This window comes from Mycoplasma sp. 6934 (assembly GCF_055523595.1).
Window position 1 is genome coordinate 711,569 of record NZ_JBVFVE010000001.1, and the last position, 25,065, is coordinate 736,633.

21 protein-coding genes, 1 tRNA gene and 2 rRNA genes are annotated in these 25,065 nt (G+C 32.2%); 2 read left to right on the top strand and 22 right to left on the bottom strand.

Annotated elements, in window-relative coordinates:
- Positions 1 to 96: 96 nt before the first annotated feature.
- From AC0B4S_RS03030 to AC0B4S_RS03085, 12 genes are all read right to left on the bottom strand, one after another.
- Positions 97 to 1,851, bottom strand: a complete 1,755-nt coding sequence (locus AC0B4S_RS03030; RefSeq protein ID WP_465101638.1) for a hypothetical protein — start codon at positions 1,849 to 1,851, stop codon at positions 97 to 99.
- A 165-nt stretch (positions 1,852 to 2,016) separates the two neighbouring features.
- The gene (locus AC0B4S_RS03035; RefSeq protein WP_465101639.1) at positions 2,017 to 2,412 is read right to left on the bottom strand and encodes a PTS sugar transporter subunit IIA domain-containing protein; all 396 of its coding nucleotides are present in this window, start codon (positions 2,410 to 2,412) and stop codon (positions 2,017 to 2,019) included.
- Between the two features lie 3 nt (positions 2,413 to 2,415).
- A complete protein-coding gene (gene dhaL / locus AC0B4S_RS03040; protein WP_465101640.1) occupies positions 2,416 to 3,027 on the bottom strand; it encodes a dihydroxyacetone kinase subunit DhaL in 612 nt (203 codons plus the stop codon).
- A 159-nt stretch (positions 3,028 to 3,186) separates the two neighbouring features.
- Positions 3,187 to 3,933, bottom strand: a complete 747-nt coding sequence (locus AC0B4S_RS03045) for an MIP/aquaporin family protein (protein ID WP_465101641.1) — start codon at positions 3,931 to 3,933, stop codon at positions 3,187 to 3,189.
- Positions 3,934 to 3,941: 8 nt separating this feature from the next.
- Entirely contained in the window at positions 3,942 to 5,459 is a 1,518-nt protein-coding gene (gene glpK / locus AC0B4S_RS03050) for a glycerol kinase GlpK (RefSeq protein WP_465101642.1), read from the bottom strand.
- A 9-nt stretch (positions 5,460 to 5,468) separates the two neighbouring features.
- The gene (gene glpO / locus AC0B4S_RS03055; RefSeq protein WP_465101643.1) at positions 5,469 to 6,623 is read right to left on the bottom strand and encodes a type 2 glycerol-3-phosphate oxidase; all 1,155 of its coding nucleotides are present in this window, start codon (positions 6,621 to 6,623) and stop codon (positions 5,469 to 5,471) included.
- A 203-nt stretch (positions 6,624 to 6,826) separates the two neighbouring features.
- Positions 6,827 to 7,036, bottom strand: coding sequence for a 50S ribosomal protein L31 (rpmE, locus tag AC0B4S_RS03060; protein WP_465101644.1), 210 nt, complete (start codon positions 7,034 to 7,036; stop codon positions 6,827 to 6,829).
- A 19-nt stretch (positions 7,037 to 7,055) separates the two neighbouring features.
- Positions 7,056 to 7,655, bottom strand: coding sequence for a 30S ribosomal protein S4 (rpsD, locus tag AC0B4S_RS03065; RefSeq protein WP_465101645.1), 600 nt, complete (start codon positions 7,653 to 7,655; stop codon positions 7,056 to 7,058).
- Between the two features lie 602 nt (positions 7,656 to 8,257).
- Positions 8,258 to 8,653 (bottom strand): hypothetical protein, encoded by a 396-nt coding sequence (locus AC0B4S_RS03070; RefSeq protein WP_465101646.1) that lies wholly within the window; start codon positions 8,651 to 8,653, stop codon positions 8,258 to 8,260.
- Positions 8,654 to 8,739: 86 nt separating this feature from the next.
- Complete coding sequence (locus AC0B4S_RS03075) at positions 8,740 to 9,888, bottom strand: IS3 family transposase (protein ID WP_465101350.1); 1,149 nt, start codon at positions 9,886 to 9,888, stop codon at positions 8,740 to 8,742.
- A 2-nt stretch (positions 9,889 to 9,890) separates the two neighbouring features.
- Positions 9,891 to 10,871 (bottom strand): IS3 family transposase, encoded by a 981-nt coding sequence (locus tag AC0B4S_RS03080; protein ID WP_465101647.1) that lies wholly within the window; start codon positions 10,869 to 10,871, stop codon positions 9,891 to 9,893.
- A 61-nt stretch (positions 10,872 to 10,932) separates the two neighbouring features.
- Positions 10,933 to 11,541 carry a hypothetical protein gene (locus tag AC0B4S_RS03085; protein ID WP_465101648.1) on the bottom strand — a complete coding sequence of 203 codons (609 nt, stop codon included), beginning with the start codon at positions 11,539 to 11,541 and terminating at the stop codon, positions 10,933 to 10,935.
- Between the two features lie 122 nt (positions 11,542 to 11,663).
- Here AC0B4S_RS03085 and AC0B4S_RS03090 point away from each other — a divergent pair, with 122 nt between their 5' ends.
- Both AC0B4S_RS03090 and AC0B4S_RS03095 read left to right on the top strand, forming a co-directional pair.
- Positions 11,664 to 12,224, top strand: a complete 561-nt coding sequence (locus AC0B4S_RS03090; RefSeq protein WP_465101649.1) for a hypothetical protein — start codon at positions 11,664 to 11,666, stop codon at positions 12,222 to 12,224.
- Between the two features lie 2 nt (positions 12,225 to 12,226).
- A complete protein-coding gene (locus AC0B4S_RS03095) occupies positions 12,227 to 13,375 on the top strand; it encodes an IS3 family transposase (protein WP_465101219.1) in 1,149 nt (382 codons plus the stop codon).
- A gap of 381 nt (positions 13,376 to 13,756) precedes the next feature.
- On the opposite strand, the gene AC0B4S_RS03100 is transcribed toward AC0B4S_RS03095, so the two are convergent.
- The 10 genes from AC0B4S_RS03100 to AC0B4S_RS03145 form a co-directional block, all read right to left on the bottom strand.
- A 23S ribosomal RNA gene (locus AC0B4S_RS03100) occupies positions 13,757 to 16,646 on the bottom strand.
- A gap of 289 nt (positions 16,647 to 16,935) precedes the next feature.
- Positions 16,936 to 18,444: ribosomal RNA gene (locus AC0B4S_RS03105) — 16S ribosomal RNA — on the bottom strand.
- The 16S and 23S rRNA genes sit together here, the layout of an rRNA operon.
- A gap of 314 nt (positions 18,445 to 18,758) precedes the next feature.
- Entirely contained in the window at positions 18,759 to 19,199 is a 441-nt protein-coding gene (locus AC0B4S_RS03110; protein WP_465101650.1) for an IS30 family transposase, read from the bottom strand.
- A 46-nt stretch (positions 19,200 to 19,245) separates the two neighbouring features.
- A complete protein-coding gene (locus AC0B4S_RS03115; protein WP_465101485.1) occupies positions 19,246 to 20,394 on the bottom strand; it encodes an IS3 family transposase in 1,149 nt (382 codons plus the stop codon).
- A 117-nt stretch (positions 20,395 to 20,511) separates the two neighbouring features.
- Positions 20,512 to 21,087, bottom strand: coding sequence for a hypothetical protein (locus tag AC0B4S_RS03120; RefSeq protein WP_465101651.1), 576 nt, complete (start codon positions 21,085 to 21,087; stop codon positions 20,512 to 20,514).
- A 298-nt stretch (positions 21,088 to 21,385) separates the two neighbouring features.
- The gene (locus tag AC0B4S_RS03125; protein WP_465101652.1) at positions 21,386 to 22,528 is read right to left on the bottom strand and encodes a transposase; all 1,143 of its coding nucleotides are present in this window, start codon (positions 22,526 to 22,528) and stop codon (positions 21,386 to 21,388) included.
- A 159-nt stretch (positions 22,529 to 22,687) separates the two neighbouring features.
- Positions 22,688 to 22,781: transfer RNA gene (locus tag AC0B4S_RS03130), tRNA-Ser, on the bottom strand.
- Between the two features lie 253 nt (positions 22,782 to 23,034).
- Positions 23,035 to 24,219 carry an IS30 family transposase gene (locus AC0B4S_RS03135; protein ID WP_465101340.1) on the bottom strand — a complete coding sequence of 395 codons (1,185 nt, stop codon included), beginning with the start codon at positions 24,217 to 24,219 and terminating at the stop codon, positions 23,035 to 23,037.
- Between the two features lie 183 nt (positions 24,220 to 24,402).
- The gene (locus AC0B4S_RS03140; protein ID WP_465101653.1) at positions 24,403 to 24,729 is read right to left on the bottom strand and encodes an HNH endonuclease; all 327 of its coding nucleotides are present in this window, start codon (positions 24,727 to 24,729) and stop codon (positions 24,403 to 24,405) included.
- Between the two features lie 20 nt (positions 24,730 to 24,749).
- Entirely contained in the window at positions 24,750 to 24,959 is a 210-nt protein-coding gene (locus tag AC0B4S_RS03145) for a hypothetical protein (RefSeq protein WP_465101654.1), read from the bottom strand.
- Positions 24,960 to 25,065: the final 106 nt, after the last annotated feature.

Below are 25,065 nucleotides of genomic sequence, written 5' to 3' on the forward strand. Positions count from 1 at the left end.
ATAAATTTTAAATAATTTACATTATACTAAAAAAATAAAAATATGTTTAAAAATAACGGACCAAATCCGTTATTTTAGAAAATTTATTAGCATATCTTATGCTGCAGCAGCAGCAGCAGCTTCTGGTTGGTCTGATTTAGTTTCTGGATTATGAGTTATAACTTCGTATAGATACTCTTTGTCATCTTCGTCTTTAAAGTAAATAGTTGCAGTGAACTGAGCATTAGTAGCATTAGTAGCATTAGTAGATCCATTTCTTTCTGTACCATTTTTACTTTCTAAAGGTTTACTATTAGTTTCTGAAGTTTTTTGATTTTTATCCTCTTTTCATTTACCAAGGTCTACTTTAGTTCCAGATCTAATCTTAAGTCTTTCTACTAAATCACCGCTTTCTCACTGTGGATTTTTAATTGACTGTGTAGTCTCCTGAACGAATTCTTCATTATTTTGATTTATAACCACTTTTACTTTAACAAATTTATGTGCAAATTCTTGGATCTTTGATCCATCAGTTCCGTAATTTAAATAAAATAGAATTTCATTTTTAGCTTGATCAATTGTTGGTTTTTTAAGCATAACATCATTAATTAGTTTCTTCTCTTGACTATTTTGTTTTTCCTTAGCTTTCTCCACCTCTTTTTCAAGATCTTTCATTTCCTGATCATTTCAAGATGGTTTTTTATTAATTTCTTCAGCTTTAGTTAATAATTCTTTAGCTTCGGGTGTATCTCCTAGCTCACTAGTTATTTTTTGTTTGGTAGTTTCATAAATTGATGTTAAGTAAGGTTCAATTGATTCTTTAAGCTCATTATATTGAGCCAAGGTTTTATCGTCATTAACATTTGTTTCAAACTCTTGTTTTTTCTCTTGGATTAAAATTCTAGTTTGGTAAGCACTAGTTACTTCTGCTTTTAAAGTTTCAAGTTTAGTAACTTGGGCACTTAATTTTTCTAATAATAGTTTTTCACTAGTAAGTTTAGTTTTATTATCAGCATTTAATGATTCATAATCAGTAAGGGCGGAAGATACTAGGTCTTTGAGTTTTAAAATTAAACCTTCTTCAGTTTCTTTTAAAATAACACTGTGATCTTCGCGATATTTAACTTCTGCCTCTAAAGTTAGGATTTGGGTTTTTAATTCTTGCAATCTGGTATGTTCATTTGTTAACATGCTTTTAACTGAAGCAGCTAAACCGTCATATCAATTAAGTGCAAAATCCACTTCGTTTTTATCGCTAATTGCAACGTTTGCTTTTGTTTTAGCGAGTATTTTAGCATTAACTCTTTTGAATTCATCAGCTTCATTAGTATATGCTTGGCTCTTATTTTGTTCGGTTTCTAATTCTCTAATTTTTGCTGATAAATCATCTAACTTAGTTTTTTCAGCAGCTAATTTAGTTGTAGCATCAGACACTTCGCCTAAGATAGAATAATAAGCTGTATATCCTGCTTCAACAAGGCTACGATCAGCAACAGTAACATTAGATTTAGTTTTAGCTAAAATTGTTTTATGAGTTGCTCTAAATGATTCAAGTTTCTTTAAATCAGCCATTTGGTATTTTAATTGATCTAACTTAACTTTTTCACTAACCAAGTTTGCTTGGTTCTCTGGTGATAAAGATGCAAATGCTGATAAGGCTGCATTAAGAGCTGATTCATCATTTGTTGTTAAAGAACTTACAGTTTTACTTAAAATTAAATTGTTATTTACTGTAAATTGTTGTTCAGGTTGTGGGTTTGTTTGGGTATTAGTTTTATTTGTGCTAGTAACCGCAATAATAGTTGCAGTAGTTACTACTGCTGCACCTAAGGCAAGCCCACCACCTAATAATATTCATTGTTTTTTTGTCATTTGTACTCCTGTTTACTTTTAAATTATTTAAATTTATTAAGATTTTTCAAACTAACATATAAATTATATTAAATTTTTTTAAAACAAAAAAAAAAAAAAATAAAGGCAAAAAACAAAAAATAGAAAAATAAACATCAAATTTAGTTGTGATGTTTATTTTTTATATTATTTAGCTAATGGTTCATGTGAAGCTTGAACTATTTCATCAAAACCCGCACCAGAATTAGCTAAAACATATGCTCCAAAGGTATTTTCCACAAATGCTCCTTTAGCAACATGAATCTTTTTATCTGGTAAAAGCATTGCTATTGACTCAGCTCCCAAAGTAGCTGAACCAAGGTCAGAAAAAATAAAAATTTCCTCAAATTCTGGATTAACTTGAATTAATTCATAAATTTGCATTGGTTCTGTACCTAATTCTTGGCCATTATTTACACCGCCTAATGCTTCAATTTTAACAAACTCATTGTTAAGAGGCAACATCTTAGTTAAATATTCAGCTAGTGTTAATGCCAATTTTTGATAATGACTAACTAAAATAAATAATTTAGCTTTAACCATACTTTAAAGTTCCCTTACAAAGTTTTTTAAAATAATTGCAGTGGTGTATGCACCAGGATCAATAGATCCTGTTGAATGAGCTTTTAAATAAGCAGCTCTGCCCCGCGAAGCAACCATATCTTTAGTTGCTTCAACAAGGTTTTCTAAGTATGCTAATAAGTCAGTTTTTAGCTTTGAATCAAAATAATTATACTCAAATACTTTTATGCTAAAAGGTCTTCAAATATCATACATTGTTTTATCATTTAATTTTACTTTTCCTAAAGTTTCTAAAGTATTTGCAAAGCTTTTTGTAAAGTTCTTAAATGCATCTCATGAAATAACTTCTAAGTTGGCAAAAGCTTTCGAAGCATTTAAAAATGACATTCCATATAAAGGACCACTTGCACCGCCCACCTTTGTCATTAACATTTTACCAAGGCTGGCAAAATAACTTTCTAAAGTTTGAATGCTTGCATCAAGTTTGATGCAAGCATCAAAACCTCTTAAAATATTAGATCCATGGTCCCCATCACCTGTTACTAGATCTAATTGTGTAATATAATCTAATTGATCAGTCAACTCCTGATGAATTGACTTAATAATCATTTTTGCTTTAGATAAATTTATCTTCAAAATTTAACCTCTGTTCTATCATATAAATAATATCCTTCACGTATAGTTTTAATGCCTTAAAATTTAGATTTTTATAACTAAAAGACACTAATTTTTCCTATAAACATGAATAAATTTGTGCAGGGTAAAATGCACAAATTTAATTTTATCTTATTTTTGTTAAACTGCAAGCGCAATTGCACCAATTAATATTCCACCAAGCATTGGCGCTGCAACTGGTACTCATGAGTATGATCAGTTAGCTCCAACATGTTCTTTTTTACGTGGTGCTAAGACTGTTTTTTCCATTAATAAATAAACAATTCTAGGTCCTAAGTCCCTGGCTGGGTTAATTGCATAACCTGTTGATGATCCAAGTGACATTCCAATTACCATAACTAATAATGCAACAGGTAATGGACCTTGAGCTCATCCAAAAGTAATAAGGTTCTTGCTTCCTAAAGCTAAAATAACACCAACTAATAAAAGTGTTCCTACTAATTCATATGCAAAGTTAAAGATAACCGCTTTTTCTTTGAAGTTGTCATAAGCTGGACCAGTGCAGTGAGCTCCCCGTACTGAACCAAGGTCAGTTTCTTGAATATGTTTTCAATTAATAAAGTTAAGAATGATTTGTCCAACCATTGCACCTAAAATTTGCAATGGAATATAAGCTAGTTCTTTAGCATTTTTAAAACTATTTGAAACTAGCGAAAAGATCGTAACTGCTGTGTTTAAATGAGCAGGTCCTCCCATTGCAACACCAACGGTAGCCGCAACAAGCACTGCTAAACCTCATGCAAGTGCAATAACGATTCATTTTCCCGGTTGATTAGCAAACATACGTTTTCCTGAAACGCTGTACACTACACCATTACCAAGAATAATAAGTAGCATTGTTCCAATAAATTCTGATAAATATAACATACATTTTCCTATTCTAAATCTTTAGTTCAATTTAAAGTTTTCTTAACAGATAATTCTCATCCTTTAAGTAACTTATCTGTTTCTTGTTTAGTTAAATTAGGTTCAAAAACCCTATCTGGTTGGTTAAGTTTTTTTACTTCTTCAATACTCTTTCAATACCCCACGGCTAAACCAGCAAGGTATGAAGCACCTAAGCCAGTAGTTTCAGTATTTGAAGGTCTTTCTACTTTTAAATTCGAAATAGATGCTTGGAATTGCATTAAGTAATTTGATTTTGATGCTCCACCATCTACTTTTAATTGAATGATTGGTTTACCTAAATCTTTTTGCATTGCTTGAATTAAATCATTTGATTGGTAAGCAATTGAATCAAGAGTTGCTTTAACTAAATGTTCACGTTTAGTTCCACGTTCTAAACCAAAAATAGCTCCACGTGAATTTGAATCTCAATATGGTGCACCAAGCCCTGTAAATGAAGGCACTACATAAACTCTTTGATCATCATTTACTAATGAGGCAAAGAAATCTGATTCAGCTGAATTATAAATTATTCTAATTGAATCTCTTAATCATTGAATTGCTGCTCCAGCAATAAAAACTGAACCTTCTAATGCATAAACTGTTGGCTGATTACCAAGTTTTCAAGCAATAGTTGTTAATAATTTATTTTGTGATTTAATAGCAGTAGTGCCGGTATTTACTAATGTAAAACATCCTGTTCCATAAGTATTTTTTACCATTCCTACTTCCGTGCACATTTGACCAAATAAAGCTGATTGTTGATCACCAGCTACACCGGTAATTGGCACTTGACCAAGCGCTTTATTTGATCATAAAGTTGGGGTTACAATTCCATAGTGTTCTGATGAAGATTTTACTTCTGGTAAGATTGATTTAGGAATTTCAAAAAGATCTAAAATTTCTTGATCTCAATCTAGAGTATGAATATTGTATAACATAGTTCTTGAGGCATTTGAAACATCTGTGGCATGTACTTTTCCATCAGTTAATTTTCAAATTAATCAAGTATCTATGGTACCTGCTAATAGTTTTCCTTCAGCTAATTTTTCCTTAGCTTCAGGCACATTTTGTAAAATTCATCTAATTTTTGTACCACTAAAGTAAGGGTTAATAATTAGTCCTGTTTTATCTGTGATTTTTTGAGCTCACTCAGTGTCTAATAATGTCTCACAATAATCACTAGTGCGACGGTCTTGCCATACAATTGCATTGTATACTGGTAAACCGGTTTCTTTATCTCATAAAACTACAGTTTCACGTTGGTTGGTGATGCCAAGGGCAGCGATGTCATGAGATTTAATTTTTGCTTTATGCTTTGCAGATTGCATAGTTGAAAGTTGCACATTCCAAATTTGAAGTGGGTCATGTTCTACTCACCCAGATTTTGGAAAATGTTGATCAAATTCAACTTGGCTACTTGCCAAAATTTGGCCTTCGTGATTAATTACAAGTGTACGACATGATGTCGTTCCTGAATCAAGTGTAATAACGTATTTATTGTTCATTTAAACTCCTTAAAATTGAATTTTAAATTTTGGATTATAGTTTGGGTTTTTTTCTAAGATAATTCCTGCTTCTTGAACTAATTTCACTATTTCGAGTGCAATGGCAGGAGCAGAGGCAATAGCTGGCGATTGCATTCCAGCAGCATTGATAAACTTTTTGTTATCTTTTGCTGCCCTAATTACAAAATCATTAGTTTCAATGTCAATTGGCCTTGAACCAGCTAAAGTAAGCTCAGTTTTGTCAATTCGTAAACTTGGAATTATTTCAGTACCAATTTGACCAATATAATCAAATTTTTCTTTTGTTACAAGTCTCGTTTCATCTTTTGGTACATTTTCTTGTGCTGTAGGCCCTACTAAGATTCTGCCATCTAACATAGGAGCAACGATTACTCCCTTTCCATGGATAGTTGGCACTTTAAAGCAAATTGATTTAACAATACCTGCTTCACTTCGGCTTAAAATTCGATATTCTCCGCGGCGTGTTTTTTGTTTAAAATCTCCATATCCTGCTTTTTCAGCCAATACATCAGCATAATGTCCTGCTGCATTAATCACAACATCAGATCTTAAAATTATTCCATTTTTTAATGTTATAGTAAATTCATCGTTTTGATATTGAATATTAACTACTTCAGAATTTTTACTTAAAGTTGTTCCATTTTGCTCACTAGCTCCTAAAAAAGCGTAACTAGCTCTAACTGGATCAATTGCCCAAGAACTAGTACAAAGTAAGGCTCCAATTACTTTAGAATTAACATTTGGTTCACGTCTTAATACTTCATCTCTATCAATTATTTTTAAGTATTCTTGTGGAACTTTATTAGTTAAACCTCTTTCATACAGCATATGTACGTGTTGCATTTCTTCTTCATTAAAGGCTAAAATTAATGAATCAGCTTGTACTCTTGGAAATTCTAAGTCTTTAAAGATTTTTTCACGTCAGAGCTGGTTTCCTAAAACATTTAAACGAGCTTCAAGTTTGTGTGGTTCAGGGTCAAAGCCACCATGAATTGCTCCGGAATTACCTTTTGATGTTTCATCCGCAAAAAGCGGATTTCTTTCTAGTAAAATGGTTTCTAGTTTATATTGTGATAGTTCATAAGCGATCACTGATCCTATAATTCCTCCACCAATAATAACTATGTCATATTTTTGTTGCATATATCTCCATATAATTTAAAATATTTAAAATAGGTGTATGTATGTTAACTATGATTAATTGAAATTGGAATACATACAATTAAATTATATTAGATTTATGAGAAAATTTAGTATTTTAATATATTTGCTTGATATTGTAAATAAAACTATTTGTATTTTAATTACAAACGTTAAAATAAAAAACTAGCTTATGCTAGTTTATATTATTTAGACATTTTTTGTAAACGTCTGTTAAATTTATCAATTCTTCCGGTAGCTTTTACTTGGGTTCTATTTCCAGTAAACACTGCATGACATCCTGAACAAACATCAACTGAAAAGTTTTTTCTAACTGATTTAAAAGTAAATTTAGTAGCACATGTTGAACAAGCAATTTGAACTTCGTGATATTCTGGGTGAAGATTTTTTTTCATTGGATTCCTTACTTAGTTATTATTTAGAATAGAACTCAACAATCAAGGCATCTTTAATTTCTTGATGAATTTCAGTTCTTTCTGGTAATCTATCTAATTTAAACACAAAGTCTTTTCTTGTTAATCAAGCAGCTGCTTGATTAGTTGCCAATGATTCTGTAATTTGCTTGTTGTTACGTGATTTTTCTTTTAACTCAATTGAATCACCAAGTGAAACTAAAATTGATGGAATGTTAGCTTTTTTTCCGTTTAAAGTAAAGTGTCCATGGTTAACTAATTGACGAGCTTGTCTTCTAGTTGAAGCAAATCCTGCTCTGTAAACTAAGTTATCTAAACGAACTTCTAAAAGTTGAAGTAAGTTAGTACCTGTAACACCTTTTAATTTAATAGCTTTTTGGAAGGTTTTACGCAATTGTTTTTCGCTTACACCAAATAAATGTTTAACTTTTTGTTTTTCATATAAGTGTAATCCGTAATCTGATAATTTAACTCTTTTATTCCCGTGTTGTCCAGGAGCATATGTTCTCTTCTTTCCTTTAGCAAATTCTTTGCCACTTTCAAGGATAGAAAAACCTAAACGACGAGATTTTTTAAATACAGGTCCTGTATATCTTGACATATTTATTCCTCTTTTCTTATTGTGCACTATTTTAAGAGGGCTTATTTCTATCTTAAATTAATTTTAACTTAATGTGTTCAATTAAATTCAGCTTCTTTACTAACAAAATAAAAACGTTAAAATTAGGTTTACCCTTAAGCTATAATAAACTGCTGTTATAATGCTTTGCTATTATAACATAATTTATAGTTTATCTAAATATTTCTAATATGTTTTTTAGTGTTGTTTTTGTGCAAAAGATATTTCAAAATATAGTATTTAAAGCCGTGATGAATATTACAATACTTTGGTCATATTAAAGCATTGCCACTATGTATAAATTTTTTATTTTTAAGATTTTCTTTCTAAATGACTCCTTGTTTTATTTTGTGAACGTTACATTTTAAGATAAAAATGTTATGTATCTTGCTAATGTCCATTTAATTATATAAATGCTAGGTTTTGTCCTCACATATACTAGGTTCAGCTTGCAAATTATTCTGAATTAAATATCAATATTTAAAAGTATTGTTGATACTAAAAAAGAGGTAAAAAAGTCAACATTGTCATGTTGACTTTTTGGAGCTTTTATTTTCTATTATTTTTCTTTTATATCTATGATATTACATTAAAAGTTCAGCTATTAAATTATTTTCTATTTTTTTAAAATTAAGTTTAATATCATCATAAGGTAGAATATTCAGAAAATAAATATATTGCTCTTGGTTATCAAAAATTTCTTTATCATAGTTCATAGGATCGAATTTTTGTAAAAATATAAGCGAAGATTCTGCTACTGATGAGATAAAGAATCGTATTGGCTTTTTAAATTTAGTTATATTTCCAAAACTATCAAAACGTATTTTTTTATTATCATTATATAGAGTGTTTAAGTTTTGCCACTCTTGCACCTTTTTAAGGCTAAGTTTTTCAAGCTTAGTAAAATATCAAATAGTTTTAAAGTAAAATAATAACCCACTAAGTGTAATACAGAAACAAAATAAATAAATAAAAATCATAAACTGGGAAATTTTTTTCGGACGGTTTTACCTTCCCCAACCATACCATTTGGCTAAGCCAAACGGAATGCTTTGGGAAGGTTTTTTTATCTTATTCTTTTATAATTATATCAGTTTATAAATTCTTTGATTTTTTGTGATAATTCAATAAAAGTAAGCTTTTTACAGGTTTGATCAAAATTTGGAAAAATCTCGCTTTTAAGAATTGAAAAGAAATATTCAATTTCACGGTTGTCTAAACTATTGCCAATTCTTGACATTGATATTTTACCTTTTAGCAATTCTATTTTTTTAGTATATTCAACCGACGAATAAGCAGATCCGTGGTCAGAATGTAAAATAAAATTTTTTTTGAATTTTGTATTACTGATATTATTCAAAATTAGTTCGGTATCATTTCTAAGTGATAATTCATAGGTCACAAACTTAGTTTTATGGTCGATAATTGCGGATAAATAAATATGATTTTGCTCAATGTCTTTTGGTGCTGGTATGTAGGTCACGTCTGTTGCATATATATTATTGTTGATTGAATTATAATCTCGTTTTACTAAATCAGGCACTTTAACACAAGTATTTTTAGATTCTTTGTTTTTACGTTTTTGTCTAACAAATGTTTTTAAATTAAGTTTTTTCATATAATTCCCAAGGGTTCTAGGATTTATTTGAATATTATATTCTTGGAAAATATATTTAGCAAGCCTCCTTCGTCCATACCTTTCTTTATTTTCGACAAAACTTTTAAAAATTATTTCTTTGTGTTTGACATTTATCTCTTTAGCTTTGTTGTTATCTTTCAATTTCTCATAATATGTGGATCTTGCTATTAAAAAAATTTTTGCCTTGTATTTTGATGAAAGATTTTCAATTTCTTTAATATTTTTAATATCTGCATCAATATTATTTTCATTAAAAATTCGATAGTAGTATTTTATAACTGCATCTTTTTCATCATCTTTAAGAGTATTAATTCATGTATAATCGAGAACTTTCTTTTTCTTTCTCCCAACACCTTTATCTTTCTTGGGTGATTTACCGCTTTGTGATTCTATGTTCATATTTAAATTATACAGTTTTCTTTTCTTTAACATATTTTTCATTGATTCTTTGTTTCAGTATGCTTTTCTGATGTCAAAACAGAAATTTTCAAATTCTGCTTTGGTTATTCCCAGGTTCAAGTATTTATCGTATAAGTCAAAAATTTTAATTCATTCTTTAGTCTTTAAATGTCTCATAACTACCTCTTTTTCTTTATATTAAAAATATTCGGATTTTGTCCGAATATTTCTTCCCTGTCTACAGATCCATGGTCAGAATGTAAAATAAAATTTTTTTTGAATTTTGTATTACTGATATTATTCAAAATTAGTTCGGTATCATTTCTAAGTGATAATTCATAGGTCACAAACTTAGTTTTATGGTCGATAATTGCGGATAAATAAATATGATTTTGCTCAATGTCTTTTGGTGCTGGTATGTAGGTCACGTCTGTTGCATATATATTATTGTTGATTGAATTATAATCTCGTTTTACTAAATCAGGCACTTTAACACAAGTATTTTTAGATTCTTTGTTTTTACGTTTTTGTCTAACAAATGTTTTTAAATTAAGTTTTTTCATATAATTCCCAAGGGTTCTAGGATTTATTTGAATATTATATTCTTGGAAAATATATTTAGCAAGCCTCCTTCGTCCATACCTTTCTTTATTTTCGACAAAACTTTTAAAAATTATTTCTTTGTGTTTGACATTTATCTCTTTAGCTTTGTTGTTATCTTTCAATTTCTCATAATATGTGGATCTTGCTATTAAAAAAATTTTTGCCTTGTATTTTGATGAAAGATTTTCAATTTCTTTAATATTTTTAATATCTGCATCAATATTATTTTCATTAAAAATTCGATAGTAGTATTTTATAACTGCATCTTTTTCATCATCTTTAAGAGTATTAATTCATGTATAATCGAGAACTTTCTTTTTCTTTCTCCCAACACCTTTATCTTTCTTGGGTGATTTACCGCTTTGTGATTCTATGTTCATATTTAAATTATACAGTTTTCTTTTCTTTAACATATTTTTCATTGATTCTTTATTTCAGTATGCTTTTCTGATGTCAAAACAGAAATTTTCAAATTCTGCTTTGGTTATTACCAGGTTCAAGTATTTATCGTATAAGTCAAAAATTTTAACTCATTCTTTAGTCTTTAAATGTCTCATAACTACCTCTTTTTCTTTATATTAAAAATATTCGGATTTTGTCCGAATATTTCTTCCCTGTCTATCCTAAATATGTGTTTAAAAGAATGCATTTATCAAGTAAATTTGAAACATCATCTTTTAAACTACAATTATAGTTTTTAGCAATATAAATATCATTATTTCCTTTATTTAATGAATAAGGAATACTATCTTCCCCAAGTATTTTTACAATAAATTCAATAACTTCAGGTTTCGATACATTTTGTAAATGTACTAAAACTGATCCTATTCACCTTGTTTTACTTTCTTTACTTTCAAGTTTTTTAAGATAATCAAGGCCAACATTTGCATCTAAAAATTTATCTTTAAGACTTTTAAGTACTTCAACTTGATATATTCCATTTGATTTTTTTACGATTTGAAAATTTATATTATTGGCTTTAAAGGTTGGAAAGTTATCACCTTTTTCTTGGTTAGTTTTACAATGCGTAATTTGTAAGTTTTCTTTGGCGCTTCCACCGTCTAAGCTTTGTGGTTTGATATGATCAATGCTTCAACAAAACCTACTTTCTGGTGTGTTGTAAGCTCCTTTTTCAATTTGCCTACCTGCAAAGTCTTTTGTTTTATTACATTGTCTTCCATATTTTTGGGCTCAAAAAGCCATTGCATTTTTACGTGTTATATTCATTTTATCTATTAATTAGAAATGTCACATGCAAGTTTTTTGCATGTGACATTGTTTTTGTCTGCCTTGTAATAAAATAGTTGTATTAATAAATTTTAAAAAATGAAAGGAGACTTTAAAATTATATGAAAAATTTAGAAAAATATATTTGTGCTTTTGACAAATATCGAAAAGAAAATAAATATCAACATTTTAAAATCGAAGAGAATCACAACACTATTTTGAAAATGCAAGGAGCACTTGAGACACAACGAAAATTACGAGCAAAGCAAATCGATCTAGAACAACTTTATAATATTTTACAAGAACTTTCTGAAGGCTTCTCAATCCAAGAAGTAGCCAAAATTTTTAACAGAGATGTTCGAAGTATAAAAAGTAAAATCGAAATTATTACAAATCGCAGACTATTGAGTTTAGATAAACACAATCGCTATGTTTGTCCTAAGTGCTTAAAAAGAGTAATGCGTATTAAAACCCTTAATTTTACCAAACTATACGAACATTTATTAGGCTATTCATTTTCGAGGCTCTTTTTTCTAAGTGATGCAATTAAAGAGAAATGAAAAGCGTACAGAAAGTATTGGTATAGTGAACTTAATACATACAATAAAAATAGAAATAAAATAGACAGGGAAGAAATATTCGGACAAAATCCGAATATTTTTAATATAAAGAAAAAGAGGTAGTTATGAGACATTTAAAGACTAAAGAATGAGTTAAAATTTTTGACTTATACGATAAATACTTGAACCTGGTAATAACCAAAGCAGAATTTGAAAATTTCTGTTTTGACATCAGAAAAGCATACTGAAATAAAGAATCAATGAAAAATATGTTAAAGAAAAGAAAACTGTATAATTTAAATATGAACATAGAATCACAAAGCGGTAAATCACCCAAGAAAGATAAAGGTGTTGGGAGAAAGAAAAAGAAAGTTCTCGATTATACATGAATTAATACTCTTAAAGATGATGAAAAAGATGCAGTTATAAAATACTACTATCGAATTTTTAATGAAAATAATATTGATGCAGATATTAAAAATATTAAAGAAATTGAAAATCTTTCATCAAAATACAAGGCAAAAATTTTTTTAATAGCAAGATCCACATATTATGAGAAATTGAAAGATAACAACAAAGCTAAAGAGATAAATGTCAAACACAAAGAAATAATTTTTAAAAGTTTTGTCGAAAATAAAGAAAGGTATGGACGAAGGAGGCTTGCTAAATATATTTTCCAAGAATATAATATTCAAATAAATCCTAGAACCCTTGGGAATTATATGAAAAAACTTAATTTAAAAACATTTGTTAGACAAAAACGTAAAAACAAAGAATCTAAAAATACTTGTGTTAAAGTGCCTGATTTAGTAAAACGAGATTATAATTCAATCAACAATAATATATATGCAACAGACGTGACCTACATACCAGCACCAAAAGACATTGAGCAAAATCATATTTATTTATCCGCAATTATCGACCATAAAACTAAGTTTGTGACCTATGAATTATCACTTAGAAATGATACCGAACTAATTTTGAATAATATCAGTAATACAAAATTCAAAAAAAATTTTATTTTACATTCTGACCATGGATCTGCTTATTCGTCGGTTGAATATACTAAAAAAATAGAATTGCTAAAAGGTAAAATATCAATGTCAAGAATTGGCAATAGTCTAGACAACCGTGAAATTGAATATTTCTTTTCAATTCTTAAAAGCGAGATTTTTCCAAATTTTGATCAAACCTGTAAAAGGCTTACTTTTATTGAATTATCACAAAAAATCAAAGAATTTATAAACTGATATAATTATAAAAGAATAAGATAAAAAAAACCTTCCCAAAGCATTCCGTTTGGCTTAGCCAAATGGTATGGTTGGGGAAGGTAAAACCGTCCGAAAAAAATTTCCCAGTTTAAAAAGAATTTGCAGATGAATTTTTGAAAAGTCACATGCGAGATATTAAGAAAACAATTATCTTTTAATTTTTACATAACAAATGTATGCGTAAACAGAAAAAGCGGCAGTTTTATACCGACCCATAAAATTGCACTAAAATTAATTTAAGGATTGATCATATATCCTAAATGTGTTAGTCCATTTAATAAAATATTTTAGTTTAACAACAAAAACTCCCCTCGGGGGAGTTTTTACTTATTCTCTGAAAACTGAACAGTAAAGTAATTTATTAAAATGTCATGAATACATTTAACTTTTAAACCTATCAATTTATTAGTAATGGTCAGCTGAATGTATTACTACACTTACACTTCCATCCTATCAACCTCGTAGTCTACAAGGAATTTCAAGGGAATACTTATCTTTGAGGAGGCTTCCCACTTAGATGCTTTCAGCGGTTATCCCTTCCGTACTTAGCTACCCAGCTATGCTCCTGGCGGAACAACTGGAACACCAGCGGTACGTCCACTCCGGTCCTCTCGTACTAAGAGCAGCTCTCATCAATATTCCAACGCCCACATCAGATAGGGACCGAACTGTCTCACGACGTTCTGAACCCAGCTCGCGTACCGCTTTAATTGGCGAACAGCCAAACCCTTGGAACCGACTCCAGCTCCAGGATGCGATGAGCCGACATCGAGGTGCCAAACCTTGCCGTCGATGTGATCTCTTGGGCAAGATAAGCCTGTTATCCCCAGGGTAACTTTTATCCGTTGAGCGACTGCCGTTCCATGACGTACAGCCGGATCACTAAGTCCTGCTTTCGCACCTGCTCGACTTGTAGGTCTCGCAGTCAAGCACACTTCTACCTTTGCGCTCTACATACGGTTTCTGACCGTATTGAGTGTACCTTTGAACGCCTCCGTTACCTTTTAGGAGGCGACCGCCCCAGTCAAACTACCCACCACGCACTGTCTCCCCGCCGGATAACGGCGGCAGGTTAGAAACTCAACATACCAAGGGTGGTATTTCAAGGTTGACTCCTTCAAGGCTAGCGCCTTGATCTCACTGTCTCCCACCTATCCTACACATGTTAGGCCAAGTTTCAATACGAAGTTGTAGTAAAGCTCCATGGGGTCTTTTCGTCTTGATGCGGGTACCCAGCGTTTTCACTGGGACCATAATTTCACCGAGTCCAATGTTGAGACAGTTGAGAGATCATTGCGCCTTTCGTGCAGGTCAGTATTTAGCCGACAAGGAATTTCGCTACCTTAGGACCGTTATAGTTACGGCCGCCGTTCACCCGGGCTTCATTTCAACGCTTCGCATTAAGCTAACGCATCCACTTAACCTTCGGGCACTGGGCAGGCTTCACCCCCTATACATCACCTTGCGGTTTAGCAGAGAGCTGTGTTTTTGATAAACAGTTGCCCCTCACAATTTACTGTGGCCAACGGTTTAATGTTGGCACCCCTTATCGCGAACTTACGGGGTTAATTTGCAGAGTTCCTTAACATTGGTTTTCTCGCTCGCCTTAGAATACTCATCTTGGGAACGTGTGTCCGTTCTCGGTACAGGTACCCTGTTATTTAAACGTTTAGAAGCTTTTCTTGGAAGTATGAAATCACACAATTCAGGCCAAAGCCTTATGCATCGTAGCTCCCGGTTGTAGAATACGCATTTAACTATATTCACCAGTTACTACTTACCCCTAAATCCATTAATAGGTAGTGTTATCCTTCTCCGTCACTCCATCACTATAACAAGGCAGTACAGGAATATTAACCTGTTATCCATCAGATACGCTTTTCAGCCTCTCCTTAGGTCCTGACTAACCCTGGGTGGACGAACCTTCCCCAGGAAACCTTTCCCAATAGGCGTCGTAGATTCTCACTACGAATCGTTACTCATACCGGCATTCTCACTTCTTAAAGCTCCACCAGTCCTCACGGTCTGACTTCATTGCATTAAGAACGCTCCTCTAACGTACTTTCGTACCCGTGGCTTCGGTATTATGTTTTACTCCCGTTACATTATTGGCGCAAGATCTCTTGACTAGTGAGCTATTACGCACTCTTTAAAGGGTGGCTGCTTCTAAGCCAACCTCCTAGTTGTTTATGAAATCTCACAACCTTTCTGACTTAACATAATTTTGGGACCTTAGCCGACGATCTGGGTTGTTGCCCTCGCGAGCCGGGACGTTAGCACCCCGGTTCCGACTGCATGACAATACACAATGGTATTCGGAGTTTGATTATAGTCAGTACCGCTAGGCGCGGCCATTCCATATTCAGTGCTCTACCACCAAAGTTTAACATCACACGCTAGCCCTAAAGCTATTTCGAGGAGAACCAGCTATCTCCAAGTTCGATTGGAATTTCTCCGCTATTCACAAGTCATCCGGGCACTTTTCAGCGTACTACGGTTCGGCCCTCCACTTGGTATTACCCAAGCTTCAGCCTGCTCATGAATAGATCACCTGGTTTCGGGTATATGTCAACATACTAAACGCCCTATTAAGACTCGATTTCTCTGCGGCTCCGCTTTTTTCTGCTTAACCTCGCATGTTAACATAACTCGCCGGTCCATACTGCAAGATGTACGCCATCAGCCATTAACGGCCTCTGACTAATTGTAAGTAAGTGGTTTCAGAATCTATTTCACTCCCCTCCCGGGGTTCTTTTCACCTTTCCCTCACGGTACTAGTTCACTATCGGTGTCTGGTTAGTATTTAGCCTTACCGGATGGTCCCGGCAGATTCAGACAGGGTTTCACGTGCCCCGCCCTACTCAGGATACTATCAAAAGTTTTTGCTATTTCACATACGGGAGTATCACCCTCTATGCTAAAGTTTCCCAACTTTTTCTGCTATAACAAAAATTTGTAACTTTATGTAGATAGTCCTACAACCCCACCCTAAGATGGTTTGGGCTCTTCCACTTTCGCTCGCCGCTACTAATGGAATCATATTTTATTTTCTTTTCCTGTTGCTACTAAGATGTTTCAGTTCACAACGTGTCTCGCAATCAAGACTATTTTATTCATCTTGAAGCAGTTAGACATTACTCTAACTAGGTTTCCCCATTCGGAAATCCCCGTATCGTAGCTCATATCCAGCTCCACGAGGCTTATCGCAGGTAATCACGTCCTTCATCGACTTCCAGACCCAAGGCATCCACCACTCACTCTTACTTATTTAAAAGTTCAATATTTACCTATTGTTGTTGATGTATTCAAAGACATTTTAATAAATTATTTATAAAATAATTACTCGGTTATCCAAAACAAATTGACTAATTTATTTTTTGATGTCGTTGTTATATTAATTTATCTTTACTATTCAGTTTTCAAAGAACAAAAAGAGAGAAGTTCTCTCAAAACTAGATATACATGTTGGGTTATCTCAACCATGACATTAAATAAGAAATGATAACCATATTATAAATTGGTAATTGTTACTAAAATGAATTGTAACTTAATGTACTCCGTAGAAAGGAGGTAATCCATCCCCACGTTCTCGTAGGGATACCTTGTTACGACTTCACCCCAGTCACCGGCCCTGCCTTAGGCAGTTGTCTCCGTAGTTAACAAAACCGACTTCGGGCATTACCAGCTCCCATGGTGTGACGGGCGGTGTGTACAAGACCCGAGAACGTATTCACCGTAGCGTAGCTGATCTACGATTACTAGCGATTCCGACTTCATGTAGTCGAGTTGCAGACTACAATCCGAACTGAGAATAGTTTTTTGAGATTTGCTTGATGTCACCATTTTGCGTCTCTTTGTACTATCCATTGTAGCACGTGTGTTGCCCCACTCGTAAGAGGCATGATGATTTGACGTCGTCCCCACCTTCCTCCCAATTACTCGGGCAGTCTCCCTAGAAAATTAACTAAGGACAAGGGTTGCGCTCGTTGCAGGACTTAACCGAACATCTCACGACACGAGCTGACGACAACCATGCACCATCTGTCATTCTGTTAGCCTCCACTATATCTCTATAGCTTTGCAGAAGATGTCAAGAGTGGGTAAGGTTCTACGCGTATCTTCAAATTAAACCACATGCTCCACCGCTTGTGCGGATCCCCGTCAATTCCTTTAAGTTTCACTCTTGCGAGCATACTACTCAGGCGGATGATTTAATGCGTTAGCTGCGCCAATAGATTTTCTATCAGCTAATCATCATCGTTTACAGCGTGGACTACCAGGGTATCTAATCCTGTTTGCTCCCCACGCTTTCGTCTCTCAGTGTCAATATGTGCCCAGTTAGCTGCCTTCGCCAAATTGGTGTTCTTCCTAATATCTACGCATTTCACCGCTTCACTAGGAATTCCGCTAACCTCTACACAATTCTAGCATGCCAGTATCCAACGCAATTTGGGGTTGAGCCCCAAGTTTTCACGCCAGACTTAACATACAACCTACAGACGCTTTACACCCAATAATTCCGGATAACGCTTGCAACCTATGTATTACCGCGGCTGCTGGCACATAGTTAGCCGTTGCTTTCTGACAAGGTACCGTCAAGGCACTAGCATTTCCTCTAATGCTTTTTCTTCCCTTATAACAGCAGTTTACAACCCGAAGGCCGTCATCCTGCACGCTGTGTCGCTCCATCAGACTTTCGTCCATTGTGGAAAATTCCCTACTGCTGCCTCCCGTAGGAGTCTGGGCCGTATCTCAGTCCCAGTGTGGCGGATCAGTCTCTCAACCCCGCTAAACATCATCGCCTTGGTAAGCCATTACCTTACCAACTAGCTAATGTTCCGCACCCCAATCTCTTAGTGAAGCTTTAAGGCTCCTTTTATATATAGTTCATGCGAACTATATAAGTATCCGGTATTAGCGATAATTTCTCACCGTTATCCCAATCTAAGAGGTATGTTAAGTACGTGTTACTCACCCATTCGCCGCTAAGTTCTAAAAGAACTCCGCTCAACATGCATGTATTAGGCACACAGCCAGCGTTCATCCTGAGCCAGGATCAAACTCTCGAAAAAATTGACTGTCATGTTTTGTGTGTATATCTAGTTTTCAAAGAACTTCATGCTGCTTTTTCAAAAAAGCACAAGATAATTATAATACAAAAAAATAAAAACCAAAATATTTTTTTATTTTTTTCTGAAGTGTTTTTTGGAAAAGTCACATGCGAGATATTAACAAAATAATTGTCTTTTAATTTTAACATAAATTTTACATAAAAAATGTATGCTAAAACAGAAAACACGCTAGTGTTTTCTCGTCGGTTTTGCTTACTTTTGCCAAAAGTAAGGCCCCTTTGATTGCAATCAAAGGCGGGGGATTTAAAAAATTTTTAGGTTATTTTATATTGCCGTACAACTTGTCGGTAGTTATTTATTTTTTCCATCATATAATCAATTTCATGCTGAGAGTATTTATCTAAGCTTTTTCCTTTGGGAATGTAATACCTAATTAAGCGGTGCATATTTTCTATTGAACCTTTTTGTCATGAACTATATGGTTGGCATTTAAATAATCTTTCAGTTGGAATGACATGGTGCAATAAGACATTTTCACTACCATTATCAACAGTTAAAGTTTTAATCTCTAAACTATGTTTCTTGATTAGTTTGATAAGAGTTTGTTTTATAGCTTTGGAGTTACGTTTTGAAAGCATAGCATAAGATATTCGAGTTTGCCGTTCAATTATGGTCACAATACAATATGTATCATTGATTTTTCCAATAACGGTGTAAACTGGGAAATTTTTTTCGGACGGTTTTACCTTCCCCAACCATACCGTTTGGCTAAGCCAAACGGAATGCTTTGTGAAGGTTTTTTTATCTTATTCTTTTATAATTATATCAGTTTATAAATTCTTTGATTTTTTGTGATAATTCAATAAAAGTAAGTCTTTTACAGGTTTGATCAAAATTTGGGAAAATTTCACTTTTAAGAATTGAAAAGAAATACTCAATTTCACGATTGTCAAGACTATTACCAATTCTTGACATTGATATTTTACCTTTTAGTGATTTTATTTTTTTAGTATATTCAAGCGAAGAATAAGCAGATCCATGGTCAGAATGTAAAATAAAATTATTTTTGAATTTTGTATTGGTGATATTATTCAAAATTAGTTCAGTATCATTTCTAAGTGATAATTCATAGGTCACAAACTTAGTTTTATGATCAATAATTGCAGATAAATAAATATGATTCTGTTCAATATCTTTTGGTGCTGGTATATAGGTCACGTCTGTTGCATATATATTATTGTTGATTGAATTATAATCTCGTTTTACTAAATCAGGCACTTTAACACAAGTATTTTTAGATTCTTTGTTTTTACGTTTTTGTCTAACAAATGTTTTTAAATTAAGTTTTTTCATATAATTCCCAAGGGTTCTAGGATTTATTTGAATATTATATTCTTGGAAAATATATTTAGCAAGTCTTCTTCGTCCATACCTTTCTTTATTTTCGACAAAACTTTTAAAAATTATTTCTTTGTGTTTGACATTTATCTCTTTAGGTTTGTTGTTATCTTTCAATTTCTCATAATATGTAGATCTTGAAACACATATCATTTTAGATTTTTTAGTATGTGAAAGATTCTTGATTTTCTTTATCTTTGAGATATCTGCATCAATATTATTTTCATTAAAAATTCGATAGTAGTATTTTATAACTGCATCTTTTTCATCATCTTTAAGAGTATCAATTCATGTATAATCGAGAACTTTCTTTTTCTTTCTCCCAACACCTTTATCTTTCTTAGGTGATTTACCACTTTGTGATTCTATGTCCATATTTAAATTATACAGTTTTCTTTTCTTTAACATATTTCTCATTGATTCTTTATTTCAGTATACTTTTCTGATATCAAAACAGAAATTATCAAATTCTGCCTTGGTTATTCCCAGGTTCAAATATTTATCGTATAAGTCAAAAATTTTGACCCATTCCTTAGTCTTTAAATGTCTCATAACTACCTCTTTTTCTTTATATTAAAAATATTCGGATTTTGTCCGAATATTTTTTCCCTGTCTAAAATAAGGGTATTTTTTAATTATTTTATAAATTGTACTAGGTGAAGGAGCAAATTAATCAGGTGATATTTTTTTAAAAGAATTGACAAGGTAGGTAACTGATTTCTTAATTTCTTTTTGCTGCAAATTCTTTTTATTTCTATTTTTATTGTATGTATTAAGTTCACTATACCAATACTTTCTGTAGGCCTTTCATTTCTCTTTAATTGCATCACTTACAAAAAAGAGCCTCGAAAATGAATACCCTAATAAATGTTCATATAGTTTTGTAAAATTAAGAGTTTTAACACGCATTACTCTTTTTAAGCACCTAGGACAAACATAGTGATTGTGTTTATCTAAACTAAGTGGTCTGCGATTTGTAATAATTTCGATTTTACTTTTTATACTTCGAATGTCTCTATCAAAAATCTTGGCTACTTCTTGGATTGAGAAACCTTCAGAAAGTTCTTGTAAAATATTATAAAGTTGTTCTAGATCGATTTGGCTTGCTCGTAATTTTCGTTGTGTCTCAAGTGCTCCTTGCATCTTCAAGATAGTATTGTGATTCTCTTCAATTTTAAAATGTTGATATTTATTTTCTTTTCGATATTTGTCAAAAACACAAATATATTTTTCTAAATTTTTCATATAATTTTAAAGTCTCCTTTATTTTTTTAAAAATTTATTAATACAATTATTTTATTACAAGGCAGACAAAAACAATGTCACATGCAAAAAACTTGCATGTGACATTTCTAATTAATATTTTTTCTGAAGTTGGGTAAAACTTTTAAATTAATATAAATTTACTGCCTATAACATAACCGAAACCATATATATTATATTTATTATATTTATATTATATATAGTAAATTTACAAAAAACATACCAACAACGTTAAAATATAGTGCGAAAGAACAGTGAAAAGGTGTGTAGATTTTATCAATTACAATACCTGCGACAGAGCCTTTGCCACTTCGCTTCTTATGCTGTCGTTTTTGTATGCGTACCAAATGAGATGGTCGAGCTGGTGATTATTGAGTACCGCTACCTTGTCGCGTACTGCGCTGAATATCGTGTAAAACTCAATGTAGCTTAACTTCTCAAAATTCTTGCCCTGCCACATCCCCTTGTCTATTTTATAATATGCTAGGTAGTATGGCAGAATCGCCCGTACTACCGAATCGTTGATGGTGTACGCACAGCCGTCATAAAGCCATTCGTTGAGATACCGGCACAGCTTGCTTGCCAAACTCTTATCCTTCCTGCTGCCATTTTGCACGAGGTGGTGGAGTATTGCATCTACCAAATACTTGTCGCCTTCTTTAATGCGATCGAGAAAATTGTTGTGCGGGTCGTTGCAATATGCCGCCATTAACTCCATTGTTTCCATGGATGTGCGGGTAGAGTTTTCTATTGCAATGCGATTGATGATATCGTAATACGCTTTCGCAGAATAATCGCCTGCGTTAAAATAACTCTCCATTATGGCTTTTCCTTTTGACTGGTATGCGGGATCTACCACGATACATGCTTCTACAATTTCGGAATTTTCTTTAGTTAACTGCACCATCAAGTATTCGTCTTTCGCTAACCCAAGAAGGTTATCTGGTACAGTCAGCTGCAATAAGTCTTCGTATGTAGTTGGCACCGCGAGTTTCTTGTTTTGTGGCTCTGTTCTTTGTTGAACCAAAGCTCTCAATTTTTTTAGGAGATCTACCTCCATCCTTAATTGTTCAAGTTCTGCTTCAAGTGCTTTAAGTTTGGCTTGTGTTTTATCTAGTTTTGGTTTCTTATTCTTTAGCATGGTCATGGGTTGTCTACCTTTCGTTTCATTTATAAGACCATTATACCCGAATAATCGATATTTTTTAACTCATGAATGAATTAATCCAATATTAATTAGTAGCTCAGATCCAATTTTTAGATAAGATCTCCCTTTTAAAATTTGGTTTACAATATCTAACTTAAAGTCTGCACTATATTTTGTACATTTTTTTCGTTCTTTTAATGATTCTAATCCATACTTGCGGTAGTAACGAATTATGGTCTTAATTGTTGTTTTAGTATCGCGGAATATCTCAGCCATTTTACTGTGAGTTTCGCCAGAATGATATAGTTCTATAATTTCAGTTTATCATTTAATCTTAATTTCATAATAAAAACCCCTCAAGTTTTTCCAATTTGTTTGGTCCAACTTTTGGGGTTCACTATACTTTCATCAGGTAGACAAAAGTTCGTTCTTTTATGGCGGGTGATGAGGGATTTGAACCCTCGCGGGTGGTATAGGCCCCTGCTAGTTTTCGAGACTAGTCCCTTCAGCCGAACTTGGGTAATCACCCGTAATATTAAAAAATAAAGTATTTCATGTGTTTTACTTATAAATAATATCACAATTTTCTCAAAATGTTTTTTGGAAAAGTCACTTGCGAGATGTTAACAAAATAATTGTCTTTTAATTTTAACATAATTTTTAGATAAAAAAATGTATGAGAAAACAGAAAACACGGCAGTGTTTTCTCGTCGGTTTTGCTTACTTTTGCCAAAAGTAAGGCCCCTTTGATTGCAATCAAAGGCGGGGGATTAAAAAAAATTTTAGGTTATCTTATATTTCCGGACAACTTGCCGATAGTTATTTATTTTATCCATCATATAATCAATTTCTTGCTGAGAGTATTTATCTAGACTTTTTCCTTTGGGAATGTAATACCTAATTAAGCGGTGCATATTTTCTATTGAACCTTTTTGTCATGAACTATATGGTTGGCATTTAAATAGTCTTTCAGTTGGAATAACCTGGTGCAATAAGACATTTTCACTACCATTATCAACTGTTAAAGTTTTAATCTCTAAGTTGTGTTTCTTGATTAGTTTGATAAGAGTTTGTTTGATAGCTTTGGAGTTGCGTTTTGAAAGCATAGCATAAGACATTCTGGTTTGCCGTTCAATTATGGTCACAATACAATATGTATCATTGATTTTACCAATAACGGTGTCTAATTCAAAATGGCCGTGTTCAGAGCGATCATTAATATAAGCTGGACGTTTCGAAATTTCCGTAGCATATTTTAATGTTTTAGGTTTGGTTTGTTTTTTCTTCCTTATGCCATATTTGCCTTCAGATTTTCTAACAATGTGGTCAAAATCAAGGAAATAAGGGTATTTTTTGATTATTTTATAAATTGTACTAGGCGAAGGAGCAAATTCATCAGGGGATAATTTTTTAAAAGAATTCACAAGATAGGTAACTGATTTCTTAACTTCTTTTTGCTGCAAATTCTTTTTATTTCTATTTTTATTGTATGTATTAAGCTCACTATACCAATATTTTCTGTAGGCCTTTCATTTCTCTTTAATTGTATCACTTACAAAAAAGAGTCGCGAAAACGAATAGCCTGATAAATGTTCATATAGTTTGCTAAAATTAAGGGTTTTAACACGCATTACTCTTCTTGAACACTTAGGACAAACATAGCGATTTTGTTTATCTAAACTAAGTGGTCTGCGATTTGTAATAATTTTAATTTTGCTTTTTATACTTCGAATGTCTCTGTTAAAAATCTTAGCTACTTCTTGGATTGAGAAGCCTTCAGAAAGTTCTTGTAAAATATTATAAAGTTGCTCTAGATCGATTTGGTCTAATCGTAATTTTCGATGCGACTCAAGAGCTCCTTGCATTTTCAAAATAGTATTATGATTCTCTTCGATTTTAAAATGTTGATATTTATTTTCTTTTCGATATTTGTCAAAAACACAAATATATTTTTCTAAATTTTTCATATAATTTTAAAGTCTCCTTTCATTTTTTAAAATTTATTAATACAACTATTTTATTACAAGGCAGACAAAAACAATGTCACATGCAAAAAACTTGCATGTGACATTTCCAATTAATAAATTTTCTCAAAATAGTTATAAAAAACACACTAGGTGGCAAATATCTGCCACTAGTGTGTTATTAATTTATTTCTTTACTACTGGATGAACTTTATAAACGCGTGATTTTCCTTTTACTCTTTTACAAGTAAATGGTTTGCCATTAGCTACAAAACCAGGGAATGAATCGCCTTTTTCATCGTTGGTCAAATAATGTGTAATTTGTAAGTTTTCATCTTCATCAGATCCGCCTCTAGATTCAGGGAAAATGTGACCGATATTTCAGCGATACTGGCTATCTTTGTTTCCATAAGCAGATCTTTTAATTACACGACCAGCAAAATCTTTAGCTTCTTCTTTATTTTTATAAGTTTCATCTCATAGTTCTAATGCTTTTTCTTTATTTGTTTTCATAATTACCTCTTTCATTAAATTTATTTTGTATTAATTATTTTATTTGATAATTTTTCTCGTAAGTCTATATAAGAGTAGTTATATTTACAATATTTATTGTTATTAAAATTTAAGTTTGGTTCATTTTTTTCAGCCCTTGTATTTACATAGACTAAGTTATTTATATATAATGAATTATCATTATATGAATTACCTAAGTTAAATTCACAAAACTTTGCACCCGAATACATATCTTTTGAATTAGTATAATTATTTAATTTGTAAAAAATTTGATATTTTTAAAGCCGGACAGAAAAGTTAACATGTAAATGTTAGCTTTTCTGTTACCATTCGTTG